11 protein-coding genes and 2 pseudogenes are annotated in these 12593 nt (G+C 53.1%); 10 read left to right on the top strand and 3 right to left on the bottom strand.

From position 1 onward, the window contains the following. Positions 1–276 precede the first annotated feature (276 nt). From ACR52_RS25230 to ACR52_RS25200, 7 genes are all read left to right on the top strand, one after another. Complete coding sequence (locus ACR52_RS25230) at positions 277–906, top strand: response regulator transcription factor (protein WP_048730584.1); 630 nt, start codon at positions 277–279, stop codon at positions 904–906. A gap of 203 nt (positions 907–1109) precedes the next feature. Beyond that, on the top strand, positions 1110–2264 hold the full coding sequence (locus ACR52_RS25225; protein ID WP_048730581.1) for a KamA family radical SAM protein: 1155 nt from the start codon (positions 1110–1112) through the stop codon (positions 2262–2264). Between the two features lie 27 nt (positions 2265–2291). Then, the gene (locus tag ACR52_RS25220; RefSeq protein WP_236692188.1) at positions 2292–3662 is read left to right on the top strand and encodes an ATP-grasp domain-containing protein; all 1371 of its coding nucleotides are present in this window, start codon (positions 2292–2294) and stop codon (positions 3660–3662) included. Between the two features lie 4 nt (positions 3663–3666). Continuing rightward, positions 3667–4383 (top strand): 2OG-Fe dioxygenase family protein, encoded by a 717-nt coding sequence (locus ACR52_RS25215; RefSeq protein WP_048730577.1) that lies wholly within the window; start codon positions 3667–3669, stop codon positions 4381–4383. Next, the gene (locus ACR52_RS25210) at positions 4380–5585 is read left to right on the top strand and encodes an MFS transporter (RefSeq protein ID WP_048730574.1); all 1206 of its coding nucleotides are present in this window, start codon (positions 4380–4382) and stop codon (positions 5583–5585) included. Before ACR52_RS25215 ends, ACR52_RS25210 begins: the two co-directional genes overlap by 4 nt. Before the next feature lie 155 nt (positions 5586–5740). Then, positions 5741–6322 (top strand): hypothetical protein, encoded by a 582-nt coding sequence (locus ACR52_RS25205; RefSeq protein ID WP_048730572.1) that lies wholly within the window; start codon positions 5741–5743, stop codon positions 6320–6322. A 109-nt stretch (positions 6323–6431) separates the two neighbouring features. After that, positions 6432–7715, top strand: a complete 1284-nt coding sequence (locus tag ACR52_RS25200) for an OmpP1/FadL family transporter (protein ID WP_048730570.1) — start codon at positions 6432–6434, stop codon at positions 7713–7715. A gap of 235 nt (positions 7716–7950) precedes the next feature. On the opposite strand, the gene ACR52_RS30815 is transcribed toward ACR52_RS25200, so the two are convergent. The 3 genes from ACR52_RS30815 to ACR52_RS25185 are packed head-to-tail and all read right to left on the bottom strand — an operon-like array spanning position 7951 to position 10214. After that, positions 7951–8187 carry a hypothetical protein gene (locus tag ACR52_RS30815; RefSeq protein ID WP_048730568.1) on the bottom strand — a complete coding sequence of 79 codons (237 nt, stop codon included), beginning with the start codon at positions 8185–8187 and terminating at the stop codon, positions 7951–7953. Continuing rightward, positions 8163–9257 (bottom strand): ATP-grasp domain-containing protein, encoded by a 1095-nt coding sequence (locus ACR52_RS25190; protein ID WP_048730566.1) that lies wholly within the window; start codon positions 9255–9257, stop codon positions 8163–8165. The genes ACR52_RS30815 and ACR52_RS25190 overlap by 25 nt, the downstream gene beginning before the upstream one ends. A 15-nt stretch (positions 9258–9272) precedes the next feature. Beyond that, positions 9273–10214, bottom strand: coding sequence for a radical SAM protein (locus ACR52_RS25185; RefSeq protein WP_152687688.1), 942 nt, complete (start codon positions 10212–10214; stop codon positions 9273–9275). 448 nt (positions 10215–10662) lie between these two features. On the opposite strand from ACR52_RS25185, the gene ACR52_RS25180 reads away from it, so the two are divergent. From ACR52_RS25180 to ACR52_RS25170, 3 genes and pseudogenes are all read left to right on the top strand, one after another. Further along, positions 10663–11043 carry a DUF4354 family protein gene (locus ACR52_RS25180; RefSeq protein ID WP_048730564.1) on the top strand — a complete coding sequence of 127 codons (381 nt, stop codon included), beginning with the start codon at positions 10663–10665 and terminating at the stop codon, positions 11041–11043. A 149-nt stretch (positions 11044–11192) separates the two neighbouring features. Further along, a pseudogene (locus ACR52_RS31900) lies at positions 11193–11531 on the top strand (hypothetical protein). Between the two features lie 125 nt (positions 11532–11656). Further along, a pseudogene (locus ACR52_RS25170) lies at positions 11657–12591 on the top strand (ADP-ribosylglycohydrolase family protein). The last annotated feature ends 2 nt before the right edge of the window (positions 12592–12593 follow it).

The raw sequence follows: 12593 nt of genomic DNA, 5'->3' as shown, positions 1-12593 counted from the left end.
CAGACACATCCACCCATTGCGAAATGAATAACCGTGAATTAAGAATTAATGTGGGGTTGGCACGCGCCTGGCTCAACTGCGAAATCCGGGCATCAGTGCAGTCGCCGTATTGACCTGTGCGGCTTTGACGGTTCTGGGTGCACAATGAAGGAGCGTGATAACTTGTTAATTTCTTCAATCGATTAGTGTTTTAGTTAATTAACGGCGCCCGCGTGTGTAGGATTGCTAGATAGTAAGTTTTCTGTAGTTTATCTGATCTGAAACGCTGGGGTACTGATGTTTAAAGTCATTGTTATTGATGGACAACCGCTCGTGCGAGCGGCTATTAAATCCATTTTAAGTCAGGACGACTTCGCCTGGGTAGCAGAGGCTAGTAATGGTACCGACGGCCTTGACTTAGTATGTGAGCATAAACCTGATTTAGTGATTTTGGACATCCAGCTCTCCGGTATCGGGGGGTTAGAGGTGATGCAGAAGGTTTACAGCTTCGATAAGAGCATTGAAATCCTGGTGCTGACATCCTGTTCGGCGCGCCATTATTACAACCGTTGCCGTGCGGCGCGCGCGTCGGCGTTTTTGTCAAAAACGTGCACGGTTGAAGAGTTGCAAAGGACCGTCAACCTGTTAATGAAAGGCGGGGCTTATGTGCCTCATGGCATTGATCGACTGCCTGCGGTCAGTGACAGTTTCGCCAATGAGGCCCTACTTATCAATACGCTTTCCAACCGCGAGTTAATGACATTTGAGCTGCTTGTGCGAGGGATGAGTAATAAGGAGATAGCCAACCATTTGCAGCTGAGTAACAAGACGATTAGCACCTACAAGGTACGGCTACTGGAAAAGCTCAATGTCTTTTCTCTGGTTCATTTGTTCGAAGTTGCCAAGCGTAACGGCTTCGCGGACTAGGTTGCTTTACGAAATTTCGACAGTGGTATCAACCCCGTCCTGTTTTTTACACAACTTATGATTAGTGACAGCCTGCGCGTTAGTTTAGCGTTGACCTTGCGGAGGCGCAAGTTGAACTCATGAGTATTACAGGTTCGACGTAACTGTCCATTTTCATCCCACCTCTCCCTGCACACGCGCCACTTATAGAGACTTCAGAGAAAATGTCGATTTTGGATCAGATATCCCATCGTTCGATTCAGTGGACTGATTGGCGTTGGCAGCAGAAAAATGCCGTGCGCGATGAGCTCTCGCTTCGCAAGGCTTGCGGCGGTTGGAGTGAAGAGGTGACCGCTCATATTGAGCGCAACTTGCAAGATCGCAAGATGCAAATTACGCCGTACTATATTGATTTGATTATGCGTTCGCTCGATAGCGGTCAGGTGACGGACCATCCACTGTGGCGACAGGTCGTGCCTTACTGGAATAACAATGTGCCGGGTGACTACGACGGCACGTCGGAGAACTGGGAGTTGCATCATGAGATGAAAACCCCCATCTGCCAGCACAAGTACGATAACCGCGTCATTTTGCGGATGACCAACACCTGCAACGCGTATTGTCAGTTCTGCTTCGAAGCCCTGCGTACCTTGCAGGTCGATACCGAAAAGGCCAATGCCAACACCAACTCGTTCCTAGACTCGGTGGAGTACGTACGCAACAACCCGGCCATTGAAGAGGTCATCCTCAGCGGTGGTGACCCGCTGATGCTGGCTGACCGCCGATTGGAAGAGAACCTGGCAGCGTTACGCTCGATCAGTGACGACCTGTTGATCCGTATTCATTCACGTGCCTTGAGCTTCAACCCCTTTCGCGTCACCGATGCGTTGATCGCGATGCTGGAGAAGTACAAGGTTAATGCCTTCGGCGTACATGTGTGCCACCCGCTGGAACTCAGCGACGATTTTGCCGCGGCGGTTAAACGTATCCAGAGTGTGGTGCCGATTGTCTTCTCCAATATGCCATTGTTGCGGGGTGTCAATGATGATGAAACCACGTTGCATAAGCTGTTCATCGATCTTTATCGCTTGGGTGTAAAACCGTATTACTTGTACCACTTCATGCCGTTCTCACCCGGCTCATCCGAGTATAAGGCTTCTATCAGCCATGCCATCGCCATCATGGAACGTCTCAAGCGACGGGTCTCCAACATCGCAATGCCCGAATATGTGCTGCCGCACGCACAAGGAAAGTTCACCGTCCCGCTGCTGGATTTTGAAAAGCCTGAAGAACTGCCGCACTTCGAAGTCCGCGACGGGCAGCGCTACTACTGCTTTCGTAACTGGGAAAATCAATGGTGCAGTTGGCATGACGCCTGAACGGACTTACGGAGTGAGGCAGGACCCATGATGAACCAAGACGCTATTCTTTTTATTGATATCGATGACAGTGCTTCTACTCGTTACCGCTACCGTGAACCACACTTTGCCGTCGCCCGTGAGCAAGGGTTGAAATGTTTGACGGCCGGATTATTGGAACGTCGTCACTTGCAACGGCTGTGTGATGACAGTGATCAAGTGTTCTTGCTGGAAACGCTCAGTGAAACGGCCATTCTTGAGTTAATCGGTGAACTGGATGGGCGATACAACGTGCGCGCGATCTTCTGCCAGGCAGGTCATCCGTCTGCTCAAGGTGAGGTGGGTTGTATAGTCGCGCGGGTCTGCAAGCAACTCGGTCTGGTGTACAGCCGCCCAGAAGCGATTGCAGTGTGCAATAACAAGTTCCTGATGCGCGGTGTGTTGGAACAGCATGGGCTGCGTTCGGTGCCGTCCGCGCTGTGCAACAACGAACAGGAACTCCAGCAAGGTGCCGCGCAGGTAGGCTATCCACTGATCGCCAAACCTCCCTTTGGCGGTGCCTCGGCGTTTATCAAGAAGTGTTCTAACTGGGCGGAGCTATGCAGCCACTACGCGCATTTTGTAAGTGATCATGGCGCCGCGGCTTATGCGGACTTCTACGGCTGCGCGCACGCCCTGCCGTCTGAGGATGGGCTGCGGCGTGACTATGTGCCTGGGCGCAGCATCCTGCTGGAAGGCTATATTCCCGGCATCGAAGGCAGTGTGGAATGTGTGATTGCGGGCGAACGGGTCTACCCGCTGCTGATCAATGAAAAATTGCTGCTGACCGAGCGCAGCGGCACGGTCCTCGAGAACTTGCTCATTTCTCCGCCGACGTCGTTCAACCAGGCTCAGTGCGCACAGATCCGCCAGTATGCCGTTGACTGCTTGAACGCTACAGGGTTGACCAACGCCGTGGTGCATTTCGAGTTCCGGATGACTGAGGCGGGGCCTGTGGCCATTGAGATCAACCCGCGCTTGGGTGGCCTTTATGTCAACGCGGCATTCCTTGACATTGCGGCAATCAACCCTTACCAGGTGTATCTCTCGCTACTGCTGGGCGAGCAGGGGATAGATGTGCAACTGGGTGCCGCTGTGCAAAAGGTCGCCGACGCCCGGCAACGTTACGCAATGTTGGCGATCTATCCGGATCACAGTGGTCACTTCAAGGGTATTGAAGGCACGGGCTATCTGGATGAAAACCAGCATGTGCTCGAATATGCCCAGCAAGACGCCGGCGTCTATATCGACGCAGATATCGAGGAACACTACTTGCTCAAATGCTGGGCCAAGGTTGGTGATGCCGAAGACGCCCATGCCTTGCATGATGCGATAAAACAACACTTACGCGTGATCATCGATATGCCGGACGCAGGATAGCGCTATGGACATCTCACAGATTTCAGCACACCTGCGCGAGCATCAGTACTGCCATCGCCGAGACTTTCACGAGTTGATCGACGCTCAGCCCGGCGACGAGCAAAGCTTTCGCGCTTACTGGAACAATCTGGTGCGCGACGAGGCGTTCAGGGCTTACACCCATCGCGAGCGGCGCATTTTGCGCTATCGCTTGTCGCCGTGCTGCCAGTTACAGATCGACAGGGATGCCGCGTTCAAATCGACGGTCACCTATGCCGTTGATTACCGCCAGGGCGTGAACTACCTAAGCTATTGCGAGGAGGGCTTCATCGAGCATCCACTCATGCGGAAGTTGTTGGCCACCGACCTTGCGGTGATTGCACCGAATCTTGGCGATCAAGCCTGCACGATTGATATTCACCAGTTCCGGGTACGGGCGGATGGGCAGTCGAGCAGCCCGACGACCTCAGGGATTCATCAGGACGGTTTGGATTGGGTGTTCATGCACTTTATAGGCGAGCGCAATACAGTGCCGGTGGTATCGCAGGTGTTTGCCGACGAGACGGAGCAACGCTGCATGCTCAACGTGGCAATGGAGCAGTTTCTCGAAACCATCGTGATCAATGATCGTGCTTACTACCACCGCGCCGGTGACGTGCGACCGCTGGTAGACACCGGGCCCGCCTGGCGCGATGTACTGCTGGTCAGTCTACGTAGGGTCGAAGAGGCGCAGCCGACATGAGCGATGATCGACAGTTGTACCTATCGATCCGCAACGCACGCCTGATCATCTTTGCCCGCGGTGTTTCGGATTTCGGTGCATTCCTCAACCTGGTAGCGCTCTCCACCTATGTGTACTGGCTTAGTCAAAGCGTGGTGTTTGTCAGCATTTTCCTGGCGTGCCGGGTCACCGGCGGAATTGTTGCCAGCCTGTTTGGCATCCCCTTTTTTCGCCGCTTCGCCGGCCGTGGCACCTTGGCTGGGCTGGACTTGGCGAGGGCGTTGTTACTGATGCCGTTGTTGGTGCTGATACCGGCCCATCAACTTAACCTGTTGCCTTTTATCGCCTTTGGTATCGGACTGTGCAATTCGCTGTTCGCCATCGGCCTCAATAGCCAATTGCCCACCTGGGTCGCGCCAGAACAACGGGTGAATACTAATGCTTGGATCACCTCGGCGGCGGCCACCGGTGCGGTTTTCGGCAGTTTGCTCTCCGGCCTGCTGATCGCCACGGGAGGATTTGAAGCGGTGTTTGCCGCCAACATCGGTACTTATGTGATCGCTGCTTGCCTGGTTTTGCCCTTGCGCGCGCTGTACCGCTCAACCGTTGCCGCCCATCGCGGGCTCGCCGCCGAATGGCAGGAGTTGACCAAGGGGCTACGTGGCGCGCCGGTGCTGGCCGCCATGTTGCTGATCAGCATGCTCGACACCCTCGGCAGCGCGGCGCATAACGTCGGCTGGCCGGTACTGTCCCAGCTGATTTCGCCTGACACCGCGAAAACGGTCATGGGCTATCTGCTGGCGGTCTGGGCTTGTGGCAAGTTCGTTGGGGCGCGACTGGCCAGCGTCATATTGAGAGGCCGTAGCACCCACGGCATGGAGCGTTTGTTCATGCTCGGCGTGGCGCTGATGTCCAGCGGTTTTGTCCTTACCTTTCAGCAAACCGAGCTATGGCTGGCACTGCTGCTGGTAGTGTGGGCTGGGTTGGGGGATGGGTTATCCGAGGTGGCACTGATCTCTCGTGCGCAAAGCGAGCCTGATAGTCTGCGTTTGCCGCTGTTCAGCCTATTGACGCTGATTCAGATGGCGGGCTTCGGCGTGGGGATGCTGGTGGCTGGGCCGTTCTATTTAGCCTGGACTCCGGCCCAAGTGATAATTTTATTCCATGGCTTGCCTTTAACCGCGCTGGTCATCATGGCGCTATGGATGAGAAGGCGAGCTTAGTTGCGTGAGCTGCCTCGGTTATGGGAGCGGCTCGTCAGCAAGATGCGCACTACGTGCGTGCCGAAGTGTCGAGTCTTTACGAACGTGAGTATGTGAGACGTTGGGAGCACTTCGTCTTTGACTAGAAAGTTGTGGGCCTCAATGAGCCTGAACAATTGCCGGGCCGTCTGCAGCGTTTGTCACAGCAGGAAGGTGCATTAAGTCGATTGTTACAGTTAATCGACCGTGAAACCCGTCTAAGCCTCAATTCTGACAATGAAGGCATACTCAAGCGTCTTCGCGAGCGCACTGTTGCACTGAAGACACGTTTGGGCGTCGAGGACAACGCCAAGGACATTCTCAATGACGCATCGGAGCAAAGTGCTGTAACGCAACACTTCGCTTCGTTTCATCGGCTGACCGAGTCTGTCGAGGGGCGGCCCGGCCTTCTGGATCAACTGCGCGAAACGCTGGCTTACGCCGGGGTTTATCTATCTGCCCGAGAAGCTTCAACAGCATCGGGTTTATCACCACCCGACGTCAATCCGCTTGAGCATTTGGACTCACTGACGAGCACTTTGCCGCTGCTGATAAGGCCCCTGCTTAGTGACGTCGTCAACGTAGGTAAAGGTTGGGTACATGCACACCAGTCCGTGACGCTCACAAAAAACTGGGCACAAGACCTTGGGCCTTACTGCGAACGTTTCGTTGCCCTTATTCGCTGGGTACGTAACCAAGTGTTGCCCGGGGAAATCTGACAAGGACGAAACTAGCTTGTGCAGATTTTTTTCCTACAAGTTGCCCTACAACACCGACATTTGAATATTGTTACTTTCCTCTGTGGTGATCACCACGGAGCTTTAATTAATGAAAAAAGTAATGTTGAAAAAAACACTGGGTCTGGCTATTACTCTGGCATCTTCACAAGTATTTGCCAGTGGCTTTGCACTGAATGAACAAAGTATCAGTGGTATGGGAACAGGTTTTGCCGGACGATCTTCATCGGCAGAAGATGCCAGTACTGTCTATGGCAACCCCGCCGGCATGGTTCGCTTGGACGGCCAGCAAATAACCGGTGGTCTAGCCGTTATTGATGCAACGAGCAACATCAGTCAGGCCAGCGGCAGTTCGAGTGGCAGTAACAAGGGCAACATGGTGCCGCTTACCGGCGTGCCTTTCGCTTTCTACACCCAAAAACTGAACGAGCAATGGGCTGTCGGCTTTGGTCTCTACGCGCCATTTGGCATGGTCGCCGATTATGAAAAAGGCTTCCAGGGCAAAGCTTTCGGCAGCAAGAGCGAGGTGAAAGTCATCACGCTCCAGCCAACCGTCAGCTATGCTATCAACGATAAGGTGTCTATCGGCTTTGGCCCGACCATCAACCGGGTTTTCGGTACCCTGGAGTCGGATATCAACCTTCCGAACCCAAGTCTTGCGTCCAACAATATCAAAATCAAAGGTGACGACACCGCCTTGGGTTTTAACGCTGGCGTGTTGCTTCAAGCAACAGACACCACGCGGGTAGGCCTGACTTACCATTCGCAGGTCAAGTACAAGCTGAAGGGGCACACTCAAGTCACTAAAGGTGCCAACGTTCCCGACGTAGTGTTGAGCAGCGGACGCTACGACGCGGCGCTCAAAATTGACACGCCAGAGTCCTGGGATTTCTCTGTGACGCAAGATGTGAATGCCGATTGGAAGCTCTATGCCGGGGCCACCTGGACACGCTGGAGTCGCCTGAAAGACATTACGGTCAAGAACGAGGGCGTTACTTACAGCGATGGTGTGTATGCCCAGGCTTTACTCAGTACCATTAAAGAGGAGCAAAACTGGCACGATACCTGGGCCTATGCCGTGGGAACCTCCTACCGACTGAACAAACAGTGGGTGCTGCGTACCGGTTTGACGGTTGACCAGTCGCCGACCAACAACACGGATCGCTCGCCACGTATTCCTACCGGGGAACGGACCATCTTCAGTTTCGGTGCTGGCTACAATGTTGCGCCGAACATGACCGTAGATGTGGCTTATGCTTATCTCAAGGAAGCGCCAGTCAAGGTTGACCGCACCAACGCGCTTGGCCAGTACTACAAGGCCAAGTACGAAAGCAGCGCTAATGGTTTCGGCTTGGGGGTTACTTACCGTTTCTGATTCGCCATCGTCTTAAGCCCTGCTTTCTCACAAGAGAGCGGGGCGTTTTCGTGAATGGGAGTGGGCGGTGTAGAGACCGCTGGCTTCAACGTGTCAAGCCCGCTGTGCATTTGGCACTGGCGGAGGAACTGATTGCCAGAGAACGGGCGCGTTACAAGTGACGCTGAACATCTCAAGGAGAAATAGCCCGGCGATTGCCGGGCTGGTTTGCGTTCACGTTTTTAATGTCGTATCACTATTCAATATCGATCTTGATCAGTTCTCTGACTTTCCGGTCCAGCGCCTTGATAGCCGCCGGTGTATCTGCTCGTAACCACGCATCCACTGCAAACACCTCCTCAAAGTCGCCGCCGATGGACGTACCGGGTGCTATATGGGTATTCACACTCAGCACACCGGGCAGTTGGCGTGCCGCTTCGACGCCGTGGATCCCCCTTAAAATCCCACTTACTCGTGGGTACACCGCAGACATTGCATGGTACCCGGACGCCATGGGGGGCTCGGGGAAACTAACGGTTTGCCCAGCAGCTGCTGAACGTACACAGCTGCAAAGTCAACACCACGCAAAGCTAGCAGGCTTTCCCGCCCACGCACTCCACCAACGCGTGGATTAACTTCGATGATGCTGGCACGGCCTTTGGAGTCGTATCGTAATTCAACGTGACAGAAACTATTCCTCAAACCCAGCGTGTTCAATACAACGCGCGTGTAGATCAGAATTTGCTGCTGTTCGTTGAGCGTAAGGCGAACGGGGGGGCTGACCAAGAGGTTTTCATAGGATGAGTATGAGCTCTGCTCTACGTCTAACTTATCGTGCATCACCAGCAGCAGGATTTGATGTCCGGTGCATAAGCACTCGACACTGATTTCATAGCCATCAATCGCCTCTTCGGCAAGCATCTCGCGCATGGGCTCGAAATGTTCGTCGCCAATGTCGTGGGCGCAAAAATATTCAGTGTAATAACCATGACGAGCATGCTTCTGGTAATGGCGAAATACTCGGCGCATGTCGGCAATATTCTCACAACGTGAAATAAAGCTTGAGCCCAAACCCACCACGGGTTTCAGTATCAGTGGGAAGCCCACATGCTCGGCGGCGACTACAAGGCTGGCATCGCCGATAACGCGTGCGTAACGTGCGGTATAGACATTGCGTTCACGTAGGCGCTGGCGCATGGCGAACTTGTTGTTGGCGAGGTACAACGCGTCGACAGGAGGATGCGGCAAACCGCGCCGTGCGCAAAGTTCTGCAACATGGGCGCCCAATAGCCCTTTGGGCGTGAAGAATCCAGTAGAGGTGCCGATGCCGACCACGGTTGCGTATCGTTCCAGGCTGCACACCATTTTTTCTAGGCCGGCGCTGCTCCAGTCCTGGATGGGGATGGCGCAAAATGGCAAGGCGTCTATATCATCAGGGGTGAGGGTGTCAGGTACGATGGCAATCATAGTCAACCCGGCTTGAGTGGCCGCGACGGCAATGGCATGTAAGTTTGGCAGGCGGATGATCAAGTTTTCTATAACGATAACAGGGAGTGGTTTCATAGGGCGCTTAGTGGGTCAATAGACGAGAAGGGCGTCGTTGCCATCTGGGTAGTGCGAGACGATGTAGCCTTGCGCATCAATTTCGTGCAGTGGCGGCAGGCTTGAGTTACCGGAAAGTGTTTTGTAGCGCACGGCTGGATAGGGTGAGCGGGCGCGAATAAAACGCTGTCCGCCAATATTTTCGTAGCGCAGGACTTGGCCTGGTGTGATGTAGTGCGTGCCCACGGCCGTGACGTACCCATAAGGCAGTGCATAGGTGCCTGAAAACGCCATCAATTGGGTAATTAGGGTGTGGCCTTTTTTCACGCTGGTGCGCAGCGGTGCGCCACCTGGGCCGTCTGCACAGTGCATTAAGTGATAAGGCGTGATTCCAACCGCGAGGAAATGATCGATAAGATTTTTAAGGCTGTGGAAATCGTCGTTGATCCCTTTGAGCAGTACTGCGTGACCACGTGCGTTGATGCCCCGACGGCTGAAGCCATTTAGCGCCCTGATGACGTCCGGTTGTAGCTCGCTGGCGTGGTTGATTGCAACGTCCAGAGATACGCTTGTGGAGCGCAGAGGATAGGCATAGTCGACGTAGTTATAGCTGGCAATGCGTTCGATAAATGCTTCATTAATGCATTCTGGTTGAAGCAGGGCATGCCTGGTTGCGATACGAATGTTATTGAGATGGGGGATGCTCGCCAAGTTTTCCAGTAACGCGAACAGCTGTTTTGGTTTTACCAGCGGGTCGCCGCCAGTGATCGAGGCTTGAGTGATGCGTGTGTCGTTGCGTATGTACTCTACGGCAGTAATGAGGTTTTCCTCACTCATCGATAGAGGCTCGCAGCGCACACTGCGGGCTCTCTTGATGCAGTAGCGGCAGGGACAACCGAAATAAGGTGTCAGCTCAACCCGGTCTTCATCAACGCGCGATAAGCCGCAAGTGCAATTTTTTTGCTGGTGATGGCGCATCTTGACGCTTCCATTTCGAGGGCAGTGAGGGGGCATACAGACGCTGACGTTGTTATCAGAGAAACATTAAAGTGCCATCCAATAGAATAGTTCTGATACAGCTATTCAGCGGAATTCAGAGTTATTCATAGTGAGTCCGACATGGCGCGCTTCGTCAATGACCTTATAGCGATTACAAGGCCGCCTTCATACGACCGAAGGCTGTTGCTATGCCTCGCAGGAGGATTTCAAAGTTATTCAGTGCGATTAAGTAGTGTGATGCGAATTTTTCCTCTCTACCTTCGGAAGGTGTCGCTATGGAAATAACTCCGCTCATTTATAAGTCGAGCATCCTTTTTAAAGAATGGCAGCTTGGCGCTCTGAAAAATAGGTGGGTTGCGTGTAATTCACGCATGGCTTTGAGCTCGATTGTTTAAGATTGACGTTTAATTTGGTAAGCGGACCTGCTATGAATTTTTCAAGTATCATTGCTTCGATCACTCTGAGCTGCATTACTTTCACCGCACATGCAAAATCTCTGGATCACGTAATAGTAGTCTCGACACAGAAATCTGCCGGCACTATGTCCGTGGGCGAGAAAAGCGCCTATACACAAAGTTTTGAAATTTCCCTGGGGAATCTAAAGGGACGCGAACTTGATTTGGCGGGCTACTGTTTGAAAGCTTATGGAGCCGAAGGAAAAGAATACAAATTAAATACTGTGGATGAGGTGCTCACCGTCGGAAAATTAAAAGTAGGCGCCCCGGTCCAAGGTATGGCAGTTTTCTCATCGGTCGATCCCGGCGTGCATAAGCCGCTGATGATCAAACTCTCTGGAGTATGCAAATAAGCCATTCTCGGATATCAGAATGATGGACCTCTGTATTTCGCCCGAGGAACATCAATCTGCACTTTCTCGAGGTGCTGAATAAGCTTTTTATTGACTGCATCTCTAATTCACAGTCAAAAGCTATTTTTTAATGTTTGCCGAGTGATATAATAAAGAATGAGATAACCGAAAAAAAAGAGATGCGCCGGGCATTGTTTGGTGTGTCTGAGCCCGTCGTGTCGGCGGCCAATAAATATAGAAAAGATCCTGCTCCGGAAATCTCAGCAATACCGAGTCTAAGGTCTGAAAAACAAATAATTCCATAGGTTTTCACCTCTAGACTTCGGGTGACGCTCAGAGTGGGTAATTAGTTTGAAGGGAGAATGTACGAAATAGTGCATGAGGGTGATACGCTCAGTTCCCTCGTGGCTGAGCAAGAAGCTGCCAAGGCAGCGAGGAAAAAGTATCGCTTTGTCGAAGTGATCTGGATCAGTCAGTGCAGTAGGTGATAGTCGTGTCTCCCTGCGTTGCAATGACTCGCACGTCGCACGAACTAGTCAGTCGCTTCCTACATACCGAGTAGGGCTGAACTGGAATAGTGCTGCAACCTAGAATGTCTATGAGCTGATCACAAATGCCTATCTCTGCGCTGGATCGCTTTCGGGGCTGCTTACTACGCCTGGCCTTTGGTGATGCCGTAGGGACCTCTGTTGAGTTTATGCCCCGCGGCTCATTTGCTCCTGTCACAGACATGACCGGTGGATGTCCTTTCGATCTTCAGCCTGGCCAATGGACTGATGACACGTTCATGGCGCTCTGCTTGGCGGAAAGCTTGCTGGAAAAGCGCAGTTTTGACACTGTCGATCAGATAGAGCGCTATCTAAGCTGGTGAACATCGGGATATTTGAGCTCTACCGGTGTGTGCTTCGACATAGGTCTGACGGTGCGCCAGGCATTGGCTGATTTTCAAAGAAACGGCGACCCCTACGCCGGCTCGGCGGGCCGTTACTCGGCCGACAACGGTTCCATCATGCGTCTGGCCCCGGTCGTGCTGTTTTACTTCCCTGATACCAATCGAATCCGAACCTTTTCGGCCGCTAGCTCCCTTACGACACACGCCGTTGAAGAGGCGGTGGAGTGCTGTTTGGTACTTTCGAAGGTGATCGCCAATGCCTTACCTGGAGAGGCGAAAACGCAGGAGCTGAAGGTGGATAGCGCCGATTTGATCGAGCCAAAGGTAACAGCGATTGCTCAAGGGACTTACCGGGAAAGGTACGTGCTGACATTGTAGGCTCAGGTTATGCAGTCGCTTCGTTGTAAGCAGCGCTGTGGTGTTTCCAGCATTCAGAAAGCTTTGCCGAGGCGGTGCTGATGTTGGTGAATCTGGGGGATGATGCGGACACTACGGCGGCAATCGTCGGGCAGGTGGCTGGTGCGTATTATGGCGTGCAAGGTATTCCGGGTGATTGGTTGGGCACGGTAAGGATGCGTGAATATATTCAGATCACTGCAGGTGCATTGATGCAGATGGGGGACGGCGGGGTACGCATTGGTGGAAATGATGGGTGATT

Source organism: Pseudomonas fildesensis (assembly GCF_001050345.1).
GTDB lineage: Bacteria > Pseudomonadota > Gammaproteobacteria > Pseudomonadales > Pseudomonadaceae > Aquipseudomonas > Aquipseudomonas fildesensis.
This window is presented reverse-complemented; position numbering and strand designations above follow the sequence as displayed.